Raw genomic sequence first — 23,582 nt, forward strand, 5'->3', positions numbered from 1 at the left:
GCGAATCGTTTGAGGGCGTGGCATTTCCCATGAGAATTCTTTTGATCGACCCGGACCCGAAAGAAGCCCAGGTGCTTCAGCACATCCTGGAGGAGCTGGGCCATCCGTGCGCGACCGCCTCCTCATACGATGAGGCCTGGGACCTGGTACAACGCTTCCAGCCCGCCGCAGCCCTGGCCGCCCTCGACGGGGACCGAGCCCCCGTGGTCCATTTCCTGAGAAAGGCCCAGGATCAAGAGGACCCCTTGGCGGTCATTGTCTTTACCCGATCGCCCAAGCTGGAAGATGCCGTGGAGATGATGAAACATGGGGCCCAGGACTTCTGGGTCCAGCCCATTTCGCGGGACCGGCTGGAAAAGGCCATCGGCTGGCTGGAAGGCCGGGACAAGGATTCCGTACCGGTCGAGTCAACGAGTGCGCCCGCCAAGGTGATCATCACCCGCAACCCCGCCATGATCCGACTCAAGGCCATGGCCGCCAAGGTGGCCGCCAGCAAGGCCACCGTCTTCATTCAAGGGGAGAGCGGAACAGGCAAGGAGCTGTTCGCCCACTACCTCCACACCCGCAGCCGGCGGGCCTCCGCCCCCTTCCTGGCCGTCAACTGCGCGGCCCTTCCCGAAAACCTCCTGGAAAGTGAATTGTTCGGTTACGAAAAGGGAGCCTTTACCGGAGCCAACCGGCTGCGAAAGGGAAAATTCGAACTGGCGGACAAGGGCACCCTCCTGCTGGACGAGGTCACTGAAATCCCCCTCCATCTGCAGGCCAAACTCCTTCGCGTTCTCCAGGAAGGAGAGGTGGACCGACTGGGAGGGCGATTGCCCATCCCCGTGGATGTGCGGGTCATCGCCACCACCAACGTCAACGTGGTGGAAGCCGTGCGAGACAATCGCTTCCGAAAGGATTTGTACTATCGCCTGAATGTGATCCCGCTGAAGATCCCACCCCTGCGGGAAAGAAAGGACGACCTCCCCCTTCTGGTGGACTATTTTCTGAAACGCTTCGAGGCAATCCATGGCACCAGGACCCGACGGATCTCCAGGGAAGCCCTGAGCAAGATGGAAGCCTACCCGTGGCCCGGGAACGTGCGCGAACTGGAAAACGTGGTCCAAAGGGCGGTTCTGCTCCACGATGAAGAAACCCTTCGCCCCGAACACCTGGATTTCGATCCCGTGGAAGACCTGACCCCCTCCCAGGACCTGCCCCTCATGAGCATCGGGGAGATGGAACGGCACCTGATCCACAAAGCCCTGGAGACCACCGAAGGCAACAGGACCCGGGCCGCCGAGATCCTGGGCATCAGCGTGCGAACGCTGAGAAACAAGCTCAACGACTACAAACAGCTCGCCACCCCTCCCACCGTGTAGCCCTCTAGTCACATTTCTGACAGAAAAGGGGCCCCCGGAATCGTCACTATTGTGACAGTTGGGGCCAGGCCTCCACGTCTTGGGCCGTCTGGCCGTCTGCAAGGGCTGGCATGGACGTTGCTTATTTCCGGGGTGACATGGTCATCGGTGCAATGGATTCCACAGGAGGAGTGGAGCATGGGTCACGGAAACGCCATTGACAGGACGGTTGAGCTGATGCAGGACCGTCTGAACCTGAACACCTTGAACCACCAGGTGATTTCCAGCAACCTGGCCAACATCAACACCCCCCGGTACGTGGCCAAGCACCTTTCCTTCCAGGAGACCCTGCGGGAGACCCTGGAGGAGGACGTGCTCCATCTGGTTCGCACCCGGGGCGAGCACATGGATCCCGCGGACCTGCAACAGGCCATGGAGGAACCGAAGCTGGTGGAGACGGGCCCGGTGGACCTGGACAGTGAGATGGCCCGGCTCGCCCAAAACAGCGTCGAATATCAATTCATCGTGACGATGCTCAACAAGAAATTTGCCTTGCTCAAGGCCGCCATCGAGGGAGGACGCTAATGGATTTTCAAAGCGCCATGCGCATCAGCGCCTCGGGACTGAAGGCCAACCGAGTCTGGATCAATGTGGTGTCCGCCAACCTGGCCAACATCAACACGACCCGCACGGCGGAGGGAACGCCCTATAGGCGGCGCACCCTCATCCTGGAAGCGACCCCGGTGGAAAGCGACTTCCAGGCCGTCTTCGACGAGGCCTTGGAGGGACAGCTGGAACGGGTGGACGTGAGTGAAATCGTGCCCGACGGCCGTGATTTCACGAAGGTCTACGATCCCAGCCATCCCGATGCGAATAAGGAAGGCTATGTGTTGAAGCCCAACATCAACCCCGTGGAAGAGATGGCCAACATGATGAGCGCCACCCGTTCCTACGAAGCCAACCTGGCGGCCCTCAACACCGCCCGGCAGTTGGCCTTGAAGGCCCTGGAGATCGGCCGATAAGCCGGCCCGACGCCTGTTGGATAATCCTTTCAGTCGGCCTCACCGGAAAAGGTGTGTGCGGGCCACTGGGCGGGTTGCCCCGGCAGGGGGGGGTTGCAGCCCGACTTGGATCCCGGAACCCATTTTTCGAAAAAACCCCTGGGAGATGCTTCCATGAAGATCACCGATTCCTGGTTCCCGCGTTCAGCTCCAGAGCCCGTCGCCCAACCGAAGACGGTTGCGGATGGGGAAGACGGAGGCTTCGGCGCAAAGCTCAAGGAAACCCTTCAACAAGTCAATCAACTCCAGAATCAGGCCGAAGCGGCCATGGTGGAGGGAGCGATCCGCGGTCCCCAAAACATCCACGAAACCATGATCAAGCTCAATGAGGCGGAATTGAGTCTCAAGCTGCTCATCAAAACCCGGGACAAGGCCCTGGAAGCCTATCAAGAGATCATGCGGATGCAGTTCTAGGCTATCTGAGGATCCCCCGGTTGGACCCTTTTTGTGCGAACAGAAGGTTGGGGCCACCGGGCGGGCCCGTACTGCCGGCCTGGCGTTTCAGCAGTAGGAGCGGGTTCCGAACCCGCCCCCACAAAGCTCAAAAGAACATCACATGGCACAGTGGCATGGCAATGAGTCGGAAAAGCCCCCAAAGGCCGAAGGCCATTCTCAGACCAGCTCCTAAAGGTGGGTCCAACAGGATGCAGCCCGTCATCCTTTGCAACGGGAACACCTTGACCCAGGGATTGCATCTCCTCTCCATCGGAGTAGGCGGGCAGATGGTGCAAAGAACGTCTTCGAGGGTTTGAGACAGCCTCCCAGAGGATGCGTGCGTAAGGAGCGGCCCAAGGCATGGACAAGCTGCGTATCTTTCTTTCCAAACTGAAGACCTCCTTTTCCGATCTTCCCGGACCCCAGAAGATGCTCGCCGTGGGATCGGTCCTTCTTCTGGTGGGAAGCCTGGCCTATCTGGCTTTTACCTTCAATCGCGTGGAATACGCCCCCCTCTATTCGGACCTATCCGAGACGGACCTGGCCTCCGTGGTCAACGTGCTCAAGGAAAAGAAGATCCCCTACAAACTCACCGGAGCGCACGCCGTGGCCGTCGCCCGGGACAGGCTCTACGAAACCCGGCTGGAATTGGCGGCCGAGGGACTGCCCCGGGGAAGCGGGGTGGGATTCGAAATCTTCGACCAGCAGAGACTGGGAAGCACGGAATTTGTCCAGAGGGTCAATTACCAGCGTGCCCTTCAGGGAGAACTGGCGCGCACCATCAACCAGATGACGGAAATTCAGGAGTCCCGGGTCCACCTGGTCTTGCCGGAAGAATCCCTTTTCGCCGAGGACCAGAAAAAACCCCGTGCGGCGGTTTTGGTCAAGTTGCGCCCGGGCGCCCGGCTCGGGCAGCGCCAGCTGCAGGCCATTGCCAACCTGGTGAGCAGCGCCGTGGAAGGCTTGGACACCGAAAACGTGACCATCATGAGCACCGATGGGAAGGTCTATTACAAGAAGGACCGCAACGAATCCCCCCTGGAGATGAGCGCCTACCAGTTGGAAGTGAAGAAACGCATGGAGGAAGACCTTCGCCACAAGGTCCAGAACATGCTGGCCCGGGTGGTGGGTGCCGACAAGGTGGTCACCCAGGTGTCCGTGGATCTGGACTTCAGCCGGGTTCAAATCGCCGAAGAGACGTATGACCCAGATAGTGCGGCGGTCAGAAGCCAGCAAAAGACCCTGGAGACCTCCCAGGGCAAGGCGATCACAGCCCGCGGAAACCCGGACGCCCCCATCAACCTGGAAAGCCGTCTTCTGGAAAAGCAGCCGAACGGGCAGTCCAAGACCTTCAACCGCCAGAAGGAAACGGTCAACTACGAACTCAGCCGCGTCACCCGCCAGATGGTGCGCTCTCCCGGAAGTGTCCGAAAGATCTCAGTGGCCGTGGTGGTGGACGGGCCTTACCGCACGGAAACCTCCGCCAACGGCAAGACGGAACGGGTTTTTGTGGGACGGAGTCCGCAGGAACTCAAGACCCTGGAAGACCTGGTCAAAAAGGCGGTGGGCTTCGACGACGGCCGCGGGGACCAGGTCACCATCACCAACGTGGCCTTCGCCGCCGATCCATCCATGGGACAGGAAGCGCCCGCTCCGGAAAACAAGTATCTGGCCATGTTGCGACGCCACCAAAAGATACTTTTCAACCTGCTGCTGCTCCTGCTCGTGTTCCTGTTCGTGGTACGGCCTTTCATGAAACGGTTCCAACAAATCGGACAGAGCGAGCCTTCGGCCGAAGCCCCCCACCCCGCCCTCCCGGAGGGAGAGGAAGAAGAGCTGCTGGAAGGCCCCAAGGAAGTGCGCTTGAAGGAACAGGCCGTCCAATTGGTGCTGACCAATCCGAGCCAGGCCTCCCAGGTGATCCGGGCCTGGATCAAGGAGGATGCGTAGGCGATGTCCAAGCTGTCCGGATTGCAGAAGGCTGCCGTGGTGCTGTTGGCCCTTGGTGAACAGGCCTCCGCTCAAATCCTCAAGGATTTGAGCCCCGCAGAAATCAAGAAACTGGGCTCGGAGATAGCCCGCATGGAAAAGGTGGAAAAGGCCGCCACCGATGAGGTGTTGAACGAATTCCTCGAGCGCATGCAGGAGGATCAGGGGATCCACATCCCTGGAAACATGTTCCTGAAAAAGCTGCTGCCGGCCGTACTCAGTCCGGACGAAGCCGAGTCAGTCATCCACACCATCGAAGAAGAGAACCAGAAGGTTCCCTTCAAAAACTTGCAGGATGTGGACCCCAGGATGCTTGCCAACTTCATCAAGAACGAACACCCCCAGACCATCGCCATCATCCTGGTTCATTTGGAACACGAAAAAGCCAGTGAGGTCCTGGGGCTTCTGCCCGAAAACCTGCAGTTCGAAGTGGCCAACCGGATCGCCAATCTGGAAACCGTGCCTCCAGACCTTCTTCGCGAGGTGGACGAAGTCCTGGAAAAGGAACTGCTCACCGTATCCGATCAAAGCTACCAGGTCGTGGGAGGGGTCCAGGCGGTGGCGGAACTGCTCAACCGATGCGACCGCCGCACCAGCGACAGCATTCTGCAGGCCCTGGAAGATCACGATGCGGAATTGGCCGACAATGTGCGCAACCTCATGTTCGTCTTCGACGACCTGGTCAACGTCAACGACCAGGGCATCCGCGAACTTTTGAAGGAGATCACCAACGAAGACCTCACACTGGCCCTCAAGACCGCATCGGAAGAAGTCAAGGAGAAGATCCTCAAGAATCTATCCCAGCGTGCCGCCCAGATGCTCATGGAAGACATGGAGGTCATGGGCCCCGCGCGGCTGAGCGACGTGGAAGCGGCCCAGCGCAATGTCCTCAATGTGGCCCGCAAGTTGGAAAAGGAAGGCCGACTCATGCTGGCCAGAGGAGACGGCGGCGATGCCCTGGTCTAAGGTCATCAAAGGGGGAGAGCCCCAGGCGTTGGGCCGGTTTACCTTCCGGGAAATCGGTGAGGAAGGACATGCGGCCGAAGAGACCCATGAACCGCAAGGCCATGAGGCCTCTCCCCCGGAAGTGGACCCGCTGGAGGAACTGGAGGAAACCGTCCGCCGCCAGCTCCTGGAAGCCGAACGCAGGGCCCAGGAAATCGAGCGGGATGCCTACCAGAAAGGCTACGAACAGGGCCAGAAGGACGGCTTTGAGTTCGGAGCCAAGAGCCTGCGCGTGGTGCAAGAACAGATGGAAGCGCTGCTCCAGAACATGGAGATACTGCCGTCACAGATTCAGCAGGACTACCGACAATGGCTCATCCGCACCAGTCTCTCCCTGGCCAAGATCATCGTGGGCCGGGAAGTTCGCATGGACCCTTCCCTTCTGGCCGACCTGGTGGATGAGTGCCTGGAGTCCATGGACCGATCCCACGAGATCACCCTGATCCTGCACCCCAAGGACAAGAAGCTCCTGGAAACGCACGGGGTCCTGGCCGGTTGGCAGGCGGGTCAACAAGAGGCGGGAGGCGTTCTGCAGATCCGAACGGATCCGGACATGGAAAGGGGCGGATGCCGCTTGATCAGTGCTATCCAGGAAATCGACGCGACCCTGGAGACCCGCTGGCGGGATCTGGAAGCCCGACTGGCCCACTCCTCCGAAACCGAGTCTTCCCATGGATCGTGATTATCTGCAGTTGGAAGGCATCGAGCACGCCATCGCAACCGCCGGCAAGTGGAAACGGTACGGGAAGGTCCATCTCCTGGTGGGCAATCTCATCGAAGCCGTGGGACTGGAAGCGACCCTGGGCACCATTTGCAAGATCCACCCGGAGGGGAACGCGGCGCCCGTCTTTGCCGAAGTGGTGGGATTTCAAGGCAAGAACCTCAAGCTGGTCCCCCTGTCCCCCGTCCAGGGGCTGGCGCCCGGAAATCGGGTGGAAATCCACCCCCATTCCGCCTCCTGCCCCGTGGGCCCCCAACTCCTGGGGCGCGTCCTCAACGGCATGGGCGAACCGGTGGACGGCCTCGGCCCCGTAGCGGCCGAAGCGGCCTACCCGTTGCGTTCCCCCGTGCCCAATCCCATGGACAGGCCCATCATATCGCAGCAGCTGGATGTGGGCATCCGCGCCATCAACGGGCTTCTTCCCCTGGGAAAAGGCCAACGGATGGGCATCTTCGCAGGCTCCGGCGTGGGCAAGAGCACTTTGCTGGGCATGATGGCGCGCTACACCACTGCCCCAGTCAATGTGATCGCCCTCATCGGGGAGCGTGGACGTGAAGTCAATGAGTTTCTGGAATCGGAATTGGGCCCCGAAGGGAGAAAGCGTTCCGTGGTGGTGGTGGCCACCTCCGACCAGCCGGCGTCGCTGCGCGTTCGGGCCGCCTACGTGGCGTGCGCCGTGGCGGAATACTTTCGAGACCAGGGTCAGGACGTTCTCTTCATGATGGATTCCGTCACCCGATTTGCCATGGCCATGCGGGAAATCGGCTTGGCCGCCGGGGAGCCGCCCACCACGAAAGGCTATCCCCCCAGCGTCTTCGGCGCCCTGCCCCAGCTCCTGGAGCGAAGCGGCAGCTTCCCCCAGGCCTCCATCACGGGCATCTACACCGTTCTCGTGGAAGGAGACGACCTGGACGATCCCATCGCGGACACCGTTCGTTCCATCCTGGACGGCCATATCGTGCTCGATCGGGACCTGGCCCATCGGCGCCACTATCCCGCCATCAATCCGCTCAAGAGTGTCAGTCGTTTGACGGACCGCCTCCTGGATCCGCAAGTCAAAGATTTGGCTTCTCGGTTCATCGAGGTCCTGGCCCAATACAAGGCGGCGGAAGATATGATCAACATCGGCGCCTATGTGCGGGGAAGCCATGGGCCCACCGATTACGCCATTCAAATGATCGATAAGCTCAACGATTACCTGAAGCAGAACGTCGAAGACCGTTCCACCATAGAAGAATCCCACCAGGCCCTGCGGGCCCTGTTCCTCTGAGCTGAAGTCCCATGGCCTTCCAATTTCGTTTCCAAAAGCTCCTTGAACACCGAAAACATCTGGTGCGCCAGGCACAGATCGAGCTGGCCCAGGCGCTGGCGCAAGTCCAGGATCTCCAGGACCGGATAACCGCCGTGGAGCAAAGGATTCGAGACCTCCGGACCCATCTGGCGGCAAGACAACGCCATGGTGTTTCCGTGGCCGAGTTCTTGTCCATGCAGGAACACCTCGGGGGTTTGGAACAGCAATTGCTTAACTTAAAGGGGCAACTGAAAGGGGCAGAGCGCCAAGCCGCCGTCCGGCGGGAGGCACTGGTGGAAAAGGAACGCGAAGCCAAGAAACTGGAGAGGCTGGAAGAAATCGACCATGAGCGCTTCCGAAACGACACAAAGAAAAAGGAGCAAAAATTCTTGGACGAGTCGGCCCGGGCGAACTTCCAGCGAAGCGCCCCGACGCCGGGAGACGCCACCGACTGAAAAGAACGGCCGCTCGCGGAAAAAGAGTCTTTCTCTGGTGCTGACAGGGATCCTGGTGCTGGCGCTGCTCAAAGTGGGGATCAGTGCCCTGGACTTTTGGGGCAAGTTCCCCCAGCCCGCCAAGGTCATGGAACCCCGGGAAGTCCATGCCCAGGACAGATCGGAACCGCCCCCGACCCCGCCGGCTCCCGAACCGGGCCCGGAAAGTTCCCCCAGCCCCGCCCCCCTGGACGAAACCATCTTGACTCCGGAAATGGTGGCCCACATCAAGGAACAAAAGGAGATGCTCGCCAAAAGGGAGCAGGAGCTGGCTGAGCGGGAGGCCTACCTACGGCAGATGGAAAAGGAGATCGAAGGGCGCCTGAAGGAGCTCATCGCACTTCAAGAAAAGATCCAAAAGGCCCAGGAAGAAATCCGGGCTTACCGCGAAGAGAAGGAACAGGCCAGGAGCGCTCAAATCCGCTCGTTGGCCAGGATATACGGCAACATGAAGCCCAAGCAGGCCGGACAGCTCATGCAAAACATGGAAAACGACCTGGTGGTGAAGATCATCGCCCTCATGAAAGCCGACCAGGCGGCGAAGATCCTGGCCAGCATGGACGTGAAAAAGGCCGCCACCATTTCCAAGGCCCTCAGTTCCCGATAGGCTTCCCGCACCGTCCGTTCCTCCCACCCTCCCTGGCCGCCGGGTGCCCCGCCACCCGGCGGCAGCTTTTTCTCCCCCTCGGTGAAAATTTTGCCCCCTCCCCATGCCCAGGAAGGCTTCCTCCGCTCACCCCAACACCTTATCTATTTGATTTGTATGACTTTTCTTGAATAGCACAATCTGGCACCGGATTTGCCCAATAGAGGGGCGACACGCGATGCACCTTTGGAACCGCTGAAAAAAAGGAGCTCACATGCTGCCGCTCTCCATCAATGTTTCGCAACTGCTCGGCGAATTCCTTTCCAGGGAACGGGAGCGACTGGGAAGAAAAGTCCTGTCCTCGGAGTTTCAGCAGGATCTGGCCGCAGAGATGAACCTCTTTCTGGGCAAGGCCGAGGAAACGCCATGGGGGGAATCCACCGGCCCAGGGGCTCCGTGGATTCCTGAGGGCACCGAGCTCACCCAATCGGTTCAGGTCCCGCGGAACATGCCCATCACGTTGGACGGACAGGCCCTGGATGAGCGCAGATGGCAGGCGGACGCCAAACGCGAAGTGGATGAAAACCTGCTAATGGCCGATCCCCTGCTTCTGCAGAAGGTTCTGGCCCAGTTGCACGTTCCGGCGGAAACCAGGATGGAAGTGGCGTCCCGAACGGGTGACGAAGGCACCGTGAGCCTTCGGGACCTGGCCGAAATCCTCAAAAAGGCCCAGGAAGATGCCCACAAGCGTCTGCCATCCCCAGCGGCCGTGGTTCCGGCGGTGGGCGTTCGGCGTCTTTTGGAAAACGTCCAGTGGTCCGGTGGGGACGGGGCCTTGTCCAGGGATTGGGCCCAGGCCGCCGCAGCCGGTGACTCCAACCTGGAGCAGGTGGCTGATCTCATCAGCAAGATTCTCCATAGCGCCCAAAGCACTCGATCCAAAGAACTGGCCGCCTCCGCACAGGATGCAACCACCGACAGCCCCCAAGCTTCCGATACGAAGACCGTTTCAGGGTCCCAGGCGGAACCCGGGGTGGGAGCCACTCCCGCCTGGTCGGGCTTTGCCGCAGTGCGCCACTCGGATCGCCAAGAAGTGGAAGACCGGGAAGGTGAATCCCCCCTGTTCACAGACGAAAAGAAGGAGCTTTCGGACTCCCTGACCGACGCCCTGGCACCCGCCCCCAGGAAAGCGGAGGAAGCGACGCGGAAAGAAGATAAGCGCGGCGCCCAGCAGGGAACACACGACAGGGCCTTGCGGGATGGGCCCCGCCCGGAATTCCAGGTCCTTGAGGAGGCAGCTGCACCCGTCCGTCCCGACCCGCTAGGAACGCAAATCTTTACTGACGCCCGTCTATCCGATTCCGGCCCTTCACGCCCCGGGCCCGGCGTCCAAAACGCCACCGTGGACCTGGGCCATTTCGAACTCCAAAAGGCTCCGACCCCGGAGCAAAACACCTTGAATGCCGGCACATCGGAAACGACCACAGACCAGAAGCCCCTTTCCAGGCCCGCGGCCATGCCCTTGGAAACCTACTCCCGGGAAGCAGCGGATGGCTCCATGCCTGACTTCCGTTTCTCCGATTCGCGTGAGAACACTCCGGCCGACCCGCAGATCCGCACCCCCTTTTCGAATCACGCACACCAGGCCCCGGAGCAAACTCGGGTGGACATGCCAGACCCTTTTATCCCTGATGCGGTCCCTCCCCGTCCGGAGGTCCAGGCCCAAAACGTCATCCAGACCCCTGTCCACCCCGAACCCCAAAGGGCTCCGGCCCCGGAGCACAACCCCTTGGATGCCGGCACACCGACCACGACCACAGACCAAGAACCCCTTTCCAGCCCCGTGGCCATGCCCTTGGAAACCAGCTCCCGGGAAGCAGCGGATGGCTCCATGCCTGACTTCCATTCCTCCGATTCCGATGGGAACGCTCCGGCCGCCCCGCAGATCCGCACTCCCTTTTCGAATCACGCACACCAGGCCCCGGAGCACAACCCCTTGGACGCCGGCACATCGGCCACAACCACAAACCAAGAGCCTCTCTCCAGTCCCTCGACGATCAACCTGCACAGCAGGCTCCGCGATGCGTCGGAAAGCGCCCCGGCTGACTCCCATTCCTCCGATTCGCATGGGAACGCTCCGGCCGATCCGCAGACCCGCACCCCTTTTTCGGGTCACGCACACCAGCCTTCGGACCAGCGGACGATGGCATCGCAAACAGATGCGATCCCCCGCGCAGGGACTCCCAGCATGGAAGCGGGCTTGACGGGCACCCGTCCCCTGGAGGATGTCCCGGCCCAGGACGTTCCGGATGGGGAGGAAAGTGGGTCGCCACGCGCCTCCAGGCTTCGGGCGCGCGCCCATGGGATGCGGACCCCGGAAGCAGGGTCGCGCCCTTCCCCACCCGCTTCCCAGGGAGACCACCACTCCCAGGGGTTTTCTCAAAACGATCCCTGGGCGGGAGAACACGGGACAAGAGAAGCCCAGAACCCAAAGGAAGCCACACAGAAACCGAATTCTATTGCCTTTTCCGTGGGCTCCACCGCTACCCAGCAGGCCGCCTCTCCGGTAAGCAAAGCCGATCCCCAGAGCGCCGGTTTCAGCTTCTCCGAGGCGCAATGGCCCCAGGAATTGGCGGATCTTGTGGGACGGATGAGCCGGGAAAGAAGACACCGAATGACCCTGGAGGTGGAGCCCAGGCACCTGGGAAAAATCACCCTCCGGGTTGAGACCCACGGCAACTACGTGAACGCCTGGATCCAGGCCGATCATCCGGACGCCCGCGACCTCCTGGCCCGAAACACCGCGTTCCTCCAGAATCTCCTTTCGGAACAAGGCCTCCAGCTGAGCCAGTTTTCGGTGGACGTTCGTGAACAGAACCGGCAATCGGATCGCCGTTTTGAAGGAGATCCGGCACCCGCCCATGGAACTGGAACCGCTGTGGGCCCCAACCGAGCGAAACCAACCCGGATCGGCCACTACGCCGCCCCAGCGGAGGCCACGATCAGTTTGAGGGCTTAAACGCAAAGCATCGGCACAAGACGAGGTGACATCATGGCCGTTCAGTCAGTAACACCCACTCCCTCCATCATGACGGATGTGTCCGGCAGCGAAACGGTCGCAGGAAAAGCCCTTTCGGACATGAACGCGTTCTTGCTGCTCTTTACGACGCAGCTCCAGCACCAGGATCCCACCAATCCCATGGATGCCTCCGACATGTCGGCCCAGTTGGCCCAGTTCAGCACCGTCGAGAAACTGACACAAATCCACGGCCAGTTGGAAACCCAGCAAAACTACCTGGCATCCATCAACAACGCGCAAGGCCTTCAGTTCTTGGGCAAGACGGTGAGTGCCGCGGGTAACGGGATCCAGGTGGCGGATGGCCAGATCTCGGAGGCCTCGGTGGAACTGGAGAAACCAGCGAACGTTACCGTGACGATCTTGGACGAATCGGGAAATGCGGTCCGAACCCTCGCCTTAGGGGACCTGGAGGCGGGCCGTCACGAGATCGCCTGGGACGCTACGGACGATGCCGGCAATTCGGTTCCGGATGGCATTTACACCTTCGAAGTCACGGCCTCGGCCAATGGAACTCCCGTGACGGCCAGGTCGCTCATCAAAGGAGACGTGTACGGCTTCCGCATGGAAGACGGAATCAGCTACCTGGTTCTGGACGACAGTGACGGCTTGCGGATTCCGGTGAGCTCGGTGGTGCGCATCGAGACATCGGAGCCTGCCGTCTAAACAAGGAAACAGTGGGAGTATTCCTAACAAAGATTCCCTTTTGCCAATGACAAATAAGGAGGAAGATCCATGGGTATCAGTCAAGCGATGAACATCGGCGTCAGTGGTCTCACCAGCTCCGCCACGGCTCTCACGGTGGTCAGCGACAACATCGCCAACGTGAACACCACCTCCTACAAGAGCAACAGCGTTCGGTTCGGCGATCTGGTGGGCGGGTACTACTCCACCTTGTCCATTGACACGGACCGGGAAGGGTCTGGAACCGCCGTCATGGGAATCGTCACCGAATTTTCCCAGGGCTCCCTTCAGAGCACCACGCGTTGGTCGGATCTGGCCATCAACGGCGACGGTTTTTTCAGTGTGAAAGTACCCGGCTCCACCACCGTCTATTACACCCGTGACGGCGGCTTCCACATGGACAAAGACGGCTACTTCGTAAATGATTTGGGCTACCGCGTGCTCAACAGGGACGGCAACGAAATCCACGTGGACAATCCGGCCGATCCCAAGCTGACGGACTACAGCGTGGACTCCAACGGTCAGATCTGGGGCACCCCTCTCGATCCGCACCAGGTCATGATCTGCGACACCGATGGCACATCCAGCCCCAAGGCCTACGGAAGCGTCTATATTCAGAACCCCGTCAGCGACGGGGAGACTATCACTGTCACTTTGCAGAATACCAGCGGCAATCAGGTGGATCTCGCCTTCAAGGTTGGAACCGACCTTACATTGAACTATGACTCAGACAGCGACAACACCAACGACGCCTTTGTGGGCTCCATCAATCTGTCCGAGTTCGACCTCTCCGGCACCAACAGCATTCTCGGATCCGGCACCGCCAATGAAGGTTCCTATCTAATCACAGGCGTCGCCGACAACGGAACATCCTTAACGGAAGACACCGACTGGATGGCCACCAGCAACGATCCCCAGCCGGTGGTGGGAGGGCAGCTCAGGGTGTCCACCTTCGCCAACAATAACGGGCTCATCATGCAAGGCAACAACCTCTACACGCAGGGCCCCGAATCCAAATTCCCCATCCACGGAACGGCCAACGACGGAGTCCGTGGAGCCATCTTCAGCCGCACCATCGAAGCCTCCAACGTGGATCTGGCCAAAGAGATGGTGAACATGATCACCTACCAGGCGAGCTACACGGCCAATTCCAAGACCATCACCACCGCAAGCCAGCTTCTGGACGTGGCCGTGAACATGGTCCGTTAGGCTTCGTCTCCCGGACCGCCTCCTTCCAGTCCCCGCGGCCCCCCGCCCGCGGGGACCTTTTTTTGACCTGGCTGCGGTTGTCTCGACCCACACGTCAATTGCTTGACGCAATCAGCCATCCTTCCCCCGCCTCTTCCGCCATGCCCGGCGCTTCCCATTTTCCGAACGTTGCCACGGGGATCCATGGAGCCAGGCCCAGGCCATGTTTCAGGGATGAACGGATCTCCGTGCGTGGAAAAGTGAAAGAACCCCAAAGGTCTTCAGCCGCTCACGGCCTTTGCCGGGTGGGAGGGATGGGGCTTGGGCTCCCCATGGCGGCCAGGGCCCGAAACCGTTCGGCCCCAGGACTCAAGTCAACACGAATCCCGACCGATATCCTTCTAAACTGGCGCAGTGTTTGCTACCCCCAGCGGTGAGCCTGAAGATTCCGGGCGCCCTGAGGCTTTTCCATGAACGCATCGATTCCGAGGTGATTGTGGACTTATGGACATAGCAACGGTTGTCGGCATCGTATCGGCCTTCGCCCTGGTGATCATCTCCATCATGATGGGAGGTGGTTTGGGGCTTTTTATCAACATCCCCTCTCTGCTCATCGTGGTGGGCGGCACCATGGGCGCCACCCTGGTCAATTACCCCCTGGCCGACGTGCTGGGGGTCTTTAAGGTGGTGAAAAACGTTTTCTTCACCAAGGTGTGGAGCACCCAGGAGGTGGTGGATCGATTCGTGGACTTTGCCAACAAGTCCCGGCGCGAAGGGATCCTGGCCCTGGAGGCCGAAGTGCCCACGCTGGACGACGAGTTCATGGTCAAGGGTCTGCAATTGACCATCGACGGCATGGAACCCGACTCCATCCGGGAGATCCTGGAGACGGAAATCGAATACCTGGAGGAACGACACAAACTGGGAGCTGAAATCCTAACCACCATGGCCACCTTCTTTCCCGCTCTGGGTATGATCGGCACCCTGATCGGTCTGGTGCAGATGCTGGCCACCATGGACGATCCCAGCACCATCGGCCCTTCCATGGCCGTGGCCCTGCTCACCACCTTCTATGGGGCCGTGGCGGCCAACCTGGTCTGCCTGCCCATGGCCGGAAAACTCAAGAAGCGAAGCCAGGAAGAAACCCTGGTCAAGGAGATGGTCATCAGCGGAATCGTGAGTGTGGCCAACGGGGAAAACCCGCGCGTCATCGAACAGAAGCTCCACTCGTTCGTACCGCCGAGTCAGCGAGAGAGCAAGTTTGATTAAGGTTGACGGAAGACGCAGAGGCAAGGAGCATCAGCATGGCGAAAAAGAAGGAAGCGGCACCGGACACCCCGGAACAGCAGGAAGAAAAGAAATCCCCCTTGATGAAGATCATCCTCTTGGTGGTGTTGCTCGCAGTGGTCGGCGGGGGGGGATTCTTCGCCTACACCAAGTTCTTCGCGGGAAAGAAGGAGGAGGCCAAGAAGGAAGCGCCGGCCCCCGCCCTGGAAAAACCGGTCATGAAGGACCTGGAGACCTTCCTGGTGAACCTTTCCGATCCGGGCGGAGAACGCTACCTGAAGATCACCCTTCAGCTCAAGTTGAGTAACGAGGCCGTCCTGACCGAATTGGACGCCCGAAACGCCGAAATCCGCGACGCCATTCTCATGTTGCTTTCCAGCAAGGAATACGACGACATCTCTTCCTTGTCCGGCAAGCTGGCCCTCAAGAGGGCCCTCACGGGAGCCCTGAACCGCATCCTCAAGCAAGGGCAGGTGCTCGACATCTATTTCACCGAATTTCTCGTCCAGTAGGCAGGCCGCCCCGATGGAACACGTGCTTTCCCAAGACGAAGTGGATGCCCTGCTCAAGGGCCTGGACGGCGGAGAGATCGAAACCGAGACGGATACCGCTGAGGTGGCGGAAGAGCAACAGGGTATCCGCCCCTACGATCTCACGAGCCAGGATCGGATCATCCGCGGTCGCATGCCGACCCTGGAGATCATCAACGATCGTTTTGCCCGCGTCCACCGCGTCACCCTTTCCGGGGCCTTGCGGAAAGTGGTGGACATCACGGTCACGCAAAAGGAGATGATCAAGTTCGGGGACTTCATCCGCACCCTGCCCGTCCCCACCAGCCTCCATGTGCTGAAGATGGACCCCCTGCGGGGGCACGTGCTGTTGGTTGTGGAAAGCCGCCTCATCTTCAACCTGGTGGATTGCTTTTTCGGCGGCACGGGTCGGAGCAGCTACAAGATCGAGGGCCGGGATTTCACCTCCATCGAGCAGCGGGTCATCAACAAGGTGGTGCGCATGGCCCTCAAGGACCTGGAAGAGGCCTGGAATCCGGTCACATCCATCAGCTTCAAGTTCGTCCGATCGGAAGTCAATCCCCAGTTCGCCACCATCGTACCGCCCACGGAATTGGTGATCGTGGTGCACTACGAGCTGGAGATGGACACCCTCATGGGAAAGATCATCCTGTGCCTTCCCTACTCCACCATCGAGCCCATCCGCTCCAAGCTTTCCGCCAGTTACCAGAGCGACCAATTGGAGGTGGATTATTCGTGGACCCGGCGTTTCATCCGCCGGCTGCGGGAGGTATCGGTTTCCCTGACGGCGGAGCTGGGGCGCAGCCAGATCAAGGGTCAAGACCTGCTACGCATGGAAAAGGGGGATGTGATCCTGTTGGATCAGGACGTGAACCACCCCCTCCTGGTGACCGTGGAAGGGGTGCCCAAGTTTCGGGCTGAACCCGGGGTTCACAAGGGCAACCAAGCCATCCAGATCGTGGAGCTGATCGCAGCTCAAAGCGATTGAAGCCAACACACCGATTGTGAAAGGGAGGTCATCCATGACCAAAGAAGCCAAGGGAAACATGGCCACCGAACTGGAGCCCATGCAAGCTCCCAACGTCTCGGCTCCTTCCGCCGACACCGGCCATCCCAGCGCAGAAGAAGACGCGGAAGCGGCTCTGAAGAGGGAAATGCGGGATCTGGATTTCATCCTGGATCTTCCCCTGGAGATCGCCGTGGAGCTTGGAAGAACCAAGCTTCTCATCAACGACCTGCTGCAACTGGGCCAGGGGTCCGTGGTGGAACTGAACAAGTTCGCCGGAGAACCGCTGGAGATTTTGGTCAACAACAAACTGATCGCGCGGGGCGAGGCGGTGGTGGTCAACGAAAAGTTCGGGGTACGCATCACCGATATCGTCAGCCCCATGGAGCGCGTGAAGCAACTGGGGTAGGCCATGGATTTCGCCGTTCAATTCCTCCAGATGGCGGCAGCCCTGGCGCTGGTGGTGGGCCTCCTGCTGGCCCTTTCCTACGGGCTCAAACGCTTCGGATGGCCCTTGTCCAAGAACGGGGGCACCTCGGGACTCCAGATCCTGGAACGGCGCTTTTTGACCAACAAGCACTCGCTGGTGCTGGTTCGGGTCGGGGACGGTCAACGCTTCCTGATCGGGGTCTCCCCCAACCGAATGGAAGTGCTGGCCAGCTTCGCCCCCCAGCCCGAGGATCCAGGAACGCTGTCGGCTCAGGAGGACATGGCATGAGAGTCCAAAAGGTCGCCATGGTCGTGATCCTGACGGTCCTTTTTTGCCAGCTGGGCGCAGCCGTCTGCTGGGGGTTGGACTTGAATCTGCCAGCCGTGCAGTTTCACATGGACGACGCCCAGGCCCCCGAACAGGTGGCTGGTGTTCTCAAGATCCTCTTTGTTCTGACCGTCTTGTCCGTGGCCCCGTCGATCCTCGTGCTCATGACGTCCTTTACGCGGTTGGCCGTGGTTTTTGCCTTTCTCAGAACCGCTCTGGGCACCCAGCAGTCCCCCCCCAATCAGGTGATCGTGGGCCTGGCCCTTTTTCTGACCCTGTCCATCATGTGGCCCGTATGGCAGCAGATCAACGAACAGGCCCTGCAGCCCTTCCAGGCCCAGGAAATCTCCGGAGAAGAATTTGTTCAGCGCGCCGTCACCCCCCTGAAGCATTTCATGCTCAAACAGACCCGAACCAAGGACCTGAAACTCTTCACATCCTTTACCTCCGACGAAAAGCCGAAAAACGCCGAAGCGCTTCCCCTGGCCGCCTTGGTTCCGGCCTTTGTGATCAGTGAACTCAAGACCGCCTTCCAGATTGGTTTTCTTCTCTACATTCCGTTTCTGGTTCTGGATATGGTGGTGGCCAGCATTCTTCTGTCCATGGGCATGATGATGCTGCCGCCCGTCATGATCTCGCTTCCCTTCAAGCTGATGCTTTTCGTTCTGGTGGACGGCTGGAATCTTCTGGTGGCGTCCCTGGTGAAGAGCTTTTAGGAGACCGGCCGTGACTCAGGAATTCGTGATCGGCATGGCCCGTCAGGCCCTGGAGACGATGCTCATGGTCAGCCTGCCCGTTTTGCTCGTCAGCCTGATCGTGGGGGTCCTCATCAGCCTGTTCCAGGCGATCACCCAGATTCAGGAGATGACCATCACCTTCGTGCCCAAGATCGTGGCAACCTTCCTGGCCTTGCTCATCTTCGGGGCCTGGATGAGCGGGAAGATGATTGCCTTCACCCGCGAGATTCTCATCAACATTCCCCACTGGATCCGATAGGGGGCCGGTCCCATGCCCACCCTCACCGTGGATCTGCACCAGGTTCGGATCTTTTTGAGCATCCTCCTGCGGCTGGGGCTGTGCATCTTTCTTCTACCCGTCTTTCGCGCCCGGCAGGTTCCGGCGCCGGCAAAGGCTTGGGGCACCGTGGCCTTGAGTGCCCTGAGCCTGCCTCTGGTCGGGCGCTTCATCGAGCCCTTTCCCCTGTCTCCCTTCCAAGCAGCGGGGTTCGTGGTCAGCGAGCTTGTCTTTGCCAGTCTCTTTGCCCTGACCATGCACATCCTTTTCGGTGCCTTCCACATGGCGGGCCAGCTGGTCTCGTTCCAGATGGGACTGGGCTTCGCCCAGGTCGCCGACCCTCAGAGCGGCACTCAAAACGTTCTGCTTGGACAATTCCTGCAAATCCTGGCCACCCTCATCTTCTTTTCCGTCAATGGACACCTGTTGGTGATCAAGGTCTTCCTGGAAAGCTTCCAGACCATCCCCGTGGGCGGATTTTTCCCTTCCGGGGAGGTCTTTCGGAGCGTGATCGCGCAAGCGGGCCAGCTGTTTGTGATCGCCATCAAGATCGCCGCCCCCATCCTCAGCGTCCAGCTTCTCTTGCAGGTGGCGTTCGGCGTGGTGGCCAAGTTTTCCCCCCAGATCAACATCCTGATCGCCAGTTTTCCCATCACCATCGCCGTTGGCATCCTCTTTGCCATCTTCTCCCTGGCGGGCTGGAACGATCTATTGGCCCACCACCTGGCACGCCTGATCCACTTTTTCCAGGCAGTGTCCCACTGAGACGCCCCAGGGGGCGGCAGCCGCCTCACCATGACAGGTCCTTTGACACGGGGTGTCAGAAATCTACCCTCTAGCCGGGAGAAGGATCCGTGGCGGGATCCCAGGAAAAGACCGAAAAGCCAACCGGAAAAAGGCTGGCCGAAGCGCGCAGAAAGGGAAACGTACCCAAGAGCCAGGAATTGAACGCCCTGGTGGTCCTGGCCGTGGGCTGCGTGGCGGCCTGGATCTACCTGCAGTCCCTTCCCAGCCGCTTCCAGGAGCTTTGCAGGCTCACCTGGGCCAGCGGATTTCTGATGAAAGATCTGTCGGGAAGCGGCCGGCAGCTCTTTGTGAGCGTCGCCCTGATCTTTTTCAAAATGACAGCACCGGTGGCCGTCGCCGTCCTGATCTTCGCCGTGGCCGTCAACCTGTTTCAACTGAAGGGACCGATCCTCTCCCTGGAACCCCTGCAGCCCAAGTTGTCCAAGCTCAATCCCCTGTCAGGGATCAAACGTTTCGCCCAATTGCGGTTTCTCATGGAGACCGTCAAGTCCTTTTTCAAGGTCACCATCGTGGGCTACATCGCCTTCCTGGTGCTCCGAAGCGAAGCGGACCGGATCACCTACCTGCTGCAGATGGATGTCCGTTCCATCCTGGTGGAAACGGCGGTGATGGCCCGCAAGATCCTTATCAAGACCGGCGCGGTCTTTCTCGTGCTGAGCCTCGCCGACTTCTACTACCAGAAGTGGCAAAACCGCAAAGACCTCATGATGACCAAAGAGGAGGTCAAAGAAGAACACAAACAGGCGGAAGGCAACCCCCAGATCAAGTCCCGCATTCGATCCATCCAAAGAAGCCTGGCGCGGCAGAGAATGATGGCCAAGGTTCCGGAAGCGACGGTGGTGATCACCAACCCCACCCACTATGCCGTGGCCTTGGTCTATCGGGAAGGCCTGGAGGCGCCCAAGGTGGTGGCCAAGGGCATGAACCTGGTGGCCCAAAACATCATCAAGACGGCGCGCAAACACGGTGTTCCCGTGGTTCAGAACCCGCCGCTGGCACGCGCCTTGTATAAACAGGTGAAACTGGATCAGACCATACCGGAGGCCCTCTACCGGGCCGTGGCCAAGGTTTTGGCCTACGTTTACCACCAGAGAAAGGCAAGGTGATCCCCGATCATGGCAGAGCCCTCTCAGGTCAGTACGGACAATTGGCTGGCGCGCCTTCGTGCCTTCTCGGAAGGGGACGCCCTCATGGGAATCGGCGTGGTCGTCATTTTGGCGGTCATGCTGCTGCCCATCCCCGGGCCCCTCATGGATGTCCTGCTTGCCACGAATATCTCCTTCGGCCTTCTGATCCTGCTCACCACCATCTACACCCAAAAACCCCTGGACTTCGGCATCTTCCCCACGCTTTTACTCATCACCACCCTGTTTCGGCTGGCGCTGAACGTGGCCAGCACCCGTCTCATCCTCCTTCGCGGCGACATGGGCACGGAAGCCGCCGGGCATGTGATTCAGGCCTTCGGCCAGTTCGTGGTGGGAGGCAACTACGTCATCGGGTTGGTGATCTTCGTGATCCTGGTGATCGTCAACTTTGTGGTGATCACCAAAGGGACCGAGCGCATCTCGGAAGTGGCGGCCCGATTCACCTTGGACGCCATGCCCGGAAAGCAGATGAGCATCGACGCCGACCTCAACGCCGGCCTCATCGATGACCAGGAGGCCCGAAGCCGGCGGGCCGAGATCATGCGGGAAGCGGACTTTTACGGAACCATGGACGGCGCCAGCAAGTTCGTCCGTGGCGACGCCATCGCCGGTATCCTCATCACCCTCATCAACATCCTGGGCGGACTGGCCATCGGCGTGCTCCAACGAGACATGGAGGTGGTGGAAGCCCTGAGAACCTACACCCTGCTCACCGTGGGAGACGGACTGGTCTCGCAGATCCCCGCCCTCATCATCTCCACCGCAGCCGGCATCCTGGTGAGCCGGGCCGAATTGGACACGGGGATGGGCCGGGCCTTCGGCCGCCAGCTGGGTCTGAATCCCAAGCCGCTGGCCATCGCCGGGGGCATGCTGGGATGCCTGGGCCTGGTTCCCGGCTTTCCCTTCGTTCCCCTCTTTCTGGTGGGAGGCGGACTGCTGGGTCTGGCGTACCGGCAGCACCAACGGATCGGAAAAAAAGAGATGGAAGACAAACAGGTGGAGCCCCAGGAAGAAGGAACGGGCGATACGGCTTCCCCCGCCCTTCCCCCCCCCTTGGATCTCCTGGAGCTGGAAGTGGGCTACGGGCTCATTCCCCTTGTGGACGGCGACCGCCAATCGGACCTTTTGGGCCGGATCCGCTCCATCCGCCAGCAACTGGCCCTGGACTACGGCATCGTGGTTCCGTCCCTGCACGTGCGCGACAACCTGCAGCTCAAGCCTTCCGAATACCGGCTCCTGCTCAAGGGAAATCCCGTGGCCCGAGCGGAACTCATGCTGGGCCATCACCTGGCCCTGACACCTTCGGATCCGGAAGGCGCCCCCATAGAGGGAATCCCCACCAAGGATCCCGCTTTCGGGCTGCCGGCCCTGTGGGTGCCCGACAAGAAGAAAGGAGAAGCCGCGCGCGCCGGCCTCACGCTCATCGATCTTCCCACGGTCGTGGCCACGCACCTCACCGAGCTGTTCAAAAAGTACGCGGCCCATTTCCTCACCCGCCAGACGGTCCAGCAACTACTGGACATACTGGCCGAATCCCAGCCCAAGCTCGTGGAGGACCTCACCCCCAACCCGCTTCCCCTGGGTACCGTTCAGAAGGTGCTCCAAAACCTGGTAAGAGAACGTGTCTCCATCCGAGATCTTCAGACCATCTGCGAGACCCTGGCCGAGCAGGGCGCTGTCACCAAGGACCCGGACATCCTCACCGAATACGTGCGCCAGGCCCTGGCCAGAACCATTACACGCCCCTACGAATCGGAAGAGGGCCGCCTGCACGTCATCAGCCTCCATCCGGCCACGGAAGAACGACTGGCCCAAAGCATCCAGCGGACCGAACACGGCGCCTTTCTTTCCATGGACCCCGAATCCATGCAGCAGCTGGTTCAGGCCACCAGCGTAGAGGTCCAGCGGGCGGCCAATGCGGGCCACCACCCGGTCATCCTCACCTCCCCGGTGGTGCGGCGCCACTTGAAAAGGCTTTTGGAACGCTTTTTGCCAGATGTGGTGGTAATCAGTCACAGCGAGCTGGCCGAGCTGGCCGAAATCCAATCCATCGGCACCATAAAGGTAACCCATGCAGATTAAGACCTTTCAGGCTCCCAGCATGCACGAAGTTCTGGAACAGGTCCGCCGCGATCTGGGCCCGGACGCCATCCTCTTGGGGAATCGAAAGGTCCCCGGACCGGACGGTTCCTCCTGGGTGGAAATCTCGGCGGCCTTGGAACGCCCCGGAAAGCCCCCCGCAAGCCCCGAGGCCGCCCCGGTCCAGCACCCCGGCTTACCGGAGGTCCAGGACCAACTGGAGGACATCCGGGGCATGCTCTCCTTGCTCTTTTCCTCCAGGGATGCCTTTGCCCGGCTTCAACTCAATCCCACCGCCCTGGACTTCTTCCAGCAGATGCTGCTGCGCGGGCTGGACGAAAAGAACGCCTTCCAGATCTTTCGCAGTCTCTTCCAGGAAACGGACACTTCGCCGGCGTCAAAGCGCCAAGTCTTCGACGCTTTCCGAAGTCATATTTCTGACAAGATCCGGTTTCAGGACCCCTTCGAGGCCCTGGAGCCAAACGGGGAGGGCCCAGCGCTCTTCACCTTTGTGGGACCCACGGGGGTGGGCAAGACCACCACGCTGGCCAAGCTGGCCGCTTATCTGAAGTACAAGCGTCGGCTCAAGGTGGGCTTGATTTCTTTGGATACCTACCGGATCGGCGCCCTGGATCAGCTGCGGACCTACGCAGACATTCTGGAAATGCCCCTGGAGGTGGCCCAATGCCGGGAATCCCTGGAAAAGGCCTGCAGGGGCATGGGCGAGTGCCGGGTCCTTCTGGTGGACACCATCGGTCGCAACTACCTGGAGGCCCGCTATGTGGAAGATCTTCAGGCGGTCTTTCCCAAAGACTGCGGAGCCCATCATCTCTTGGTACTCAGCGCCACCTCGAAGGATGAGGACATCAAAAACGTGATCCGACGGTTTCGGTCCCTGTCGGTGGAGAGCCTGATCTTTACGAAGATCGACGAGACGCTGACCCCTGGTTCCATCGTCAACCCGCTGCTCCGGTACGGGTATCCACTCTCCTTTCTGGGGATCGGTCAACGGGTTCCGGAAGATCTGGTCAGAGCCACACCGCAGCGCATCATGAGCTTTTTCTTTCCACGTGGTCGGTAGTTG

General features: G+C 60.2%; 24 protein-coding genes. All 24 read left to right on the forward strand.

Going from position 1 to position 23,582, the window contains the following annotated elements:
* Positions 1–29: 29 nt before the first annotated feature.
* The 24 genes from B9A12_RS03115 (at position 30) to B9A12_RS03230 (ending at position 23,579) form a co-directional block, all read left to right on the forward strand.
* Entirely contained in the window at positions 30–1,364 is a 1,335-nt protein-coding gene (locus tag B9A12_RS03115) for a sigma-54-dependent transcriptional regulator (protein ID WP_084056189.1), read from the forward strand.
* A gap of 177 nt (positions 1,365–1,541) precedes the next feature.
* On the forward strand, positions 1,542–1,928 hold the full coding sequence (flgB, locus tag B9A12_RS03120) for a flagellar basal body rod protein FlgB (protein ID WP_084056190.1): 387 nt from the start codon (positions 1,542–1,544) through the stop codon (positions 1,926–1,928).
* Positions 1,928–2,365 (forward strand): flagellar basal body rod protein FlgC, encoded by a 438-nt coding sequence (gene flgC, locus B9A12_RS03125; protein ID WP_084056192.1) that lies wholly within the window; start codon positions 1,928–1,930, stop codon positions 2,363–2,365. Before flgB ends, flgC begins: the two co-directional genes overlap by 1 nt.
* Positions 2,366–2,518: 153 nt before the next feature.
* The gene (gene fliE, locus B9A12_RS03130; RefSeq protein WP_139796464.1) at positions 2,519–2,818 is read left to right on the forward strand and encodes a flagellar hook-basal body complex protein FliE; all 300 of its coding nucleotides are present in this window, start codon (positions 2,519–2,521) and stop codon (positions 2,816–2,818) included.
* A 381-nt stretch (positions 2,819–3,199) separates the two neighbouring features.
* Entirely contained in the window at positions 3,200–4,789 is a 1,590-nt protein-coding gene (fliF, locus tag B9A12_RS03135; protein ID WP_084056196.1) for a flagellar basal-body MS-ring/collar protein FliF, read from the forward strand.
* Positions 4,790–4,792: 3 nt separating this feature from the next.
* The gene (gene fliG, locus B9A12_RS03140; RefSeq protein WP_084056198.1) at positions 4,793–5,794 is read left to right on the forward strand and encodes a flagellar motor switch protein FliG; all 1,002 of its coding nucleotides are present in this window, start codon (positions 4,793–4,795) and stop codon (positions 5,792–5,794) included.
* Complete coding sequence (locus B9A12_RS03145; RefSeq protein WP_170920305.1) at positions 5,781–6,515, forward strand: FliH/SctL family protein; 735 nt, start codon at positions 5,781–5,783, stop codon at positions 6,513–6,515. The genes fliG and B9A12_RS03145 overlap by 14 nt, the downstream gene beginning before the upstream one ends.
* Positions 6,516–6,519: 4 nt before the next feature.
* Positions 6,520–7,824, forward strand: a complete 1,305-nt coding sequence (locus B9A12_RS03150; protein WP_139796475.1) for a FliI/YscN family ATPase — start codon at positions 6,520–6,522, stop codon at positions 7,822–7,824.
* 11 nt (positions 7,825–7,835) lie between these two features.
* Complete coding sequence (gene fliJ, locus B9A12_RS03155; RefSeq protein ID WP_084056204.1) at positions 7,836–8,300, forward strand: flagellar export protein FliJ; 465 nt, start codon at positions 7,836–7,838, stop codon at positions 8,298–8,300.
* A gap of 37 nt (positions 8,301–8,337) precedes the next feature.
* On the forward strand, positions 8,338–8,946 hold the full coding sequence (locus tag B9A12_RS03160; RefSeq protein WP_084056206.1) for a MotE family protein: 609 nt from the start codon (positions 8,338–8,340) through the stop codon (positions 8,944–8,946).
* Between the two features lie 253 nt (positions 8,947–9,199).
* A complete protein-coding gene (locus B9A12_RS03165) occupies positions 9,200–11,944 on the forward strand; it encodes a flagellar hook-length control protein FliK (RefSeq protein WP_084056207.1) in 2,745 nt (914 codons plus the stop codon).
* A 33-nt stretch (positions 11,945–11,977) separates the two neighbouring features.
* Entirely contained in the window at positions 11,978–12,667 is a 690-nt protein-coding gene (locus B9A12_RS03170; RefSeq protein WP_084056209.1) for a flagellar hook assembly protein FlgD, read from the forward strand.
* Positions 12,668–12,736: 69 nt separating this feature from the next.
* A complete protein-coding gene (locus B9A12_RS03175; RefSeq protein WP_084056211.1) occupies positions 12,737–13,894 on the forward strand; it encodes a flagellar hook-basal body complex protein in 1,158 nt (385 codons plus the stop codon).
* A gap of 483 nt (positions 13,895–14,377) precedes the next feature.
* On the forward strand, positions 14,378–15,142 hold the full coding sequence (locus tag B9A12_RS03180) for a motility protein A (protein ID WP_084056213.1): 765 nt from the start codon (positions 14,378–14,380) through the stop codon (positions 15,140–15,142).
* 35 nt (positions 15,143–15,177) lie between these two features.
* On the forward strand, positions 15,178–15,672 hold the full coding sequence (locus B9A12_RS03185) for a flagellar basal body-associated FliL family protein (protein ID WP_084056214.1): 495 nt from the start codon (positions 15,178–15,180) through the stop codon (positions 15,670–15,672).
* A gap of 13 nt (positions 15,673–15,685) precedes the next feature.
* On the forward strand, positions 15,686–16,678 hold the full coding sequence (fliM, locus tag B9A12_RS03190; protein WP_084056217.1) for a flagellar motor switch protein FliM: 993 nt from the start codon (positions 15,686–15,688) through the stop codon (positions 16,676–16,678).
* A 34-nt stretch (positions 16,679–16,712) separates the two neighbouring features.
* Positions 16,713–17,105, forward strand: a complete 393-nt coding sequence (gene fliN / locus B9A12_RS03195) for a flagellar motor switch protein FliN (RefSeq protein WP_084056218.1) — start codon at positions 16,713–16,715, stop codon at positions 17,103–17,105.
* A gap of 3 nt (positions 17,106–17,108) precedes the next feature.
* Positions 17,109–17,414, forward strand: coding sequence for a flagellar biosynthetic protein FliO (locus B9A12_RS03200; protein ID WP_084056220.1), 306 nt, complete (start codon positions 17,109–17,111; stop codon positions 17,412–17,414).
* Entirely contained in the window at positions 17,411–18,169 is a 759-nt protein-coding gene (gene fliP / locus B9A12_RS03205; RefSeq protein ID WP_084056222.1) for a flagellar type III secretion system pore protein FliP, read from the forward strand. The genes B9A12_RS03200 and fliP overlap by 4 nt, the downstream gene beginning before the upstream one ends.
* 10 nt (positions 18,170–18,179) lie before the next feature.
* Positions 18,180–18,449, forward strand: a complete 270-nt coding sequence (fliQ, locus tag B9A12_RS03210) for a flagellar biosynthesis protein FliQ (protein WP_084056224.1) — start codon at positions 18,180–18,182, stop codon at positions 18,447–18,449.
* Between the two features lie 12 nt (positions 18,450–18,461).
* Positions 18,462–19,232: a flagellar biosynthetic protein FliR gene (gene fliR, locus B9A12_RS03215; protein ID WP_084056226.1), complete on the forward strand. Its 771-nt coding sequence runs from the start codon at positions 18,462–18,464 to the stop codon at positions 19,230–19,232.
* A gap of 89 nt (positions 19,233–19,321) precedes the next feature.
* Positions 19,322–20,380, forward strand: a complete 1,059-nt coding sequence (gene flhB, locus B9A12_RS03220) for a flagellar biosynthesis protein FlhB (RefSeq protein ID WP_084056227.1) — start codon at positions 19,322–19,324, stop codon at positions 20,378–20,380.
* Positions 20,381–20,389: 9 nt separating this feature from the next.
* Complete coding sequence (gene flhA, locus B9A12_RS03225) at positions 20,390–22,501, forward strand: flagellar biosynthesis protein FlhA (RefSeq protein ID WP_084056229.1); 2,112 nt, start codon at positions 20,390–20,392, stop codon at positions 22,499–22,501.
* Positions 22,491–23,579: a flagellar biosynthesis protein FlhF gene (locus B9A12_RS03230; RefSeq protein ID WP_084056231.1), complete on the forward strand. Its 1,089-nt coding sequence runs from the start codon at positions 22,491–22,493 to the stop codon at positions 23,577–23,579. Before flhA ends, B9A12_RS03230 begins: the two co-directional genes overlap by 11 nt.
* Positions 23,580–23,582 lie beyond the last annotated feature (3 nt).

Source organism: Desulfacinum hydrothermale DSM 13146, from assembly GCF_900176285.1.
Lineage (GTDB): Bacteria > Desulfobacterota > Syntrophobacteria > Syntrophobacterales > DSM-9756 > Desulfacinum > Desulfacinum hydrothermale.

Coding starts and splice junctions, on each gene's coding strand:
- B9A12_RS03115 (WP_084056189.1), top strand. CDS start 30: ATGAGAATTCTTTTGATCGACCCGGACCCGAAAGAAGCCCAGGTGCTT.
- fliN (WP_084056218.1), top strand. CDS start 16,713: ATGACCAAAGAAGCCAAGGGAAACATGGCCACCGAACTGGAGCCCATG.
- B9A12_RS03175 (WP_084056211.1), top strand. CDS start 12,737: ATGGGTATCAGTCAAGCGATGAACATCGGCGTCAGTGGTCTCACCAGC.
- fliF (WP_084056196.1), top strand. CDS start 3,200: ATGGACAAGCTGCGTATCTTTCTTTCCAAACTGAAGACCTCCTTTTCC.
- fliM (WP_084056217.1), top strand. CDS start 15,686: ATGGAACACGTGCTTTCCCAAGACGAAGTGGATGCCCTGCTCAAGGGC.
- fliJ (WP_084056204.1), top strand. CDS start 7,836: ATGGCCTTCCAATTTCGTTTCCAAAAGCTCCTTGAACACCGAAAACAT.
- fliG (WP_084056198.1), top strand. CDS start 4,793: ATGTCCAAGCTGTCCGGATTGCAGAAGGCTGCCGTGGTGCTGTTGGCC.
- fliP (WP_084056222.1), top strand. CDS start 17,411: ATGAGAGTCCAAAAGGTCGCCATGGTCGTGATCCTGACGGTCCTTTTT.
- B9A12_RS03230 (WP_084056231.1), top strand. CDS start 22,491: ATGCAGATTAAGACCTTTCAGGCTCCCAGCATGCACGAAGTTCTGGAA.
- fliE (WP_139796464.1), top strand. CDS start 2,519: ATGAAGATCACCGATTCCTGGTTCCCGCGTTCAGCTCCAGAGCCCGTC.
- flhA (WP_084056229.1), top strand. CDS start 20,390: ATGGCAGAGCCCTCTCAGGTCAGTACGGACAATTGGCTGGCGCGCCTT.
- B9A12_RS03185 (WP_084056214.1), top strand. CDS start 15,178: ATGGCGAAAAAGAAGGAAGCGGCACCGGACACCCCGGAACAGCAGGAA.
- B9A12_RS03145 (WP_170920305.1), top strand. CDS start 5,781: ATGCCCTGGTCTAAGGTCATCAAAGGGGGAGAGCCCCAGGCGTTGGGC.
- B9A12_RS03200 (WP_084056220.1), top strand. CDS start 17,109: ATGGATTTCGCCGTTCAATTCCTCCAGATGGCGGCAGCCCTGGCGCTG.
- flgC (WP_084056192.1), top strand. CDS start 1,928: ATGGATTTTCAAAGCGCCATGCGCATCAGCGCCTCGGGACTGAAGGCC.
- B9A12_RS03170 (WP_084056209.1), top strand. CDS start 11,978: ATGGCCGTTCAGTCAGTAACACCCACTCCCTCCATCATGACGGATGTG.
- fliR (WP_084056226.1), top strand. CDS start 18,462: ATGCCCACCCTCACCGTGGATCTGCACCAGGTTCGGATCTTTTTGAGC.
- B9A12_RS03180 (WP_084056213.1), top strand. CDS start 14,378: ATGGACATAGCAACGGTTGTCGGCATCGTATCGGCCTTCGCCCTGGTG.
- flgB (WP_084056190.1), top strand. CDS start 1,542: ATGGGTCACGGAAACGCCATTGACAGGACGGTTGAGCTGATGCAGGAC.
- B9A12_RS03165 (WP_084056207.1), top strand. CDS start 9,200: ATGCTGCCGCTCTCCATCAATGTTTCGCAACTGCTCGGCGAATTCCTT.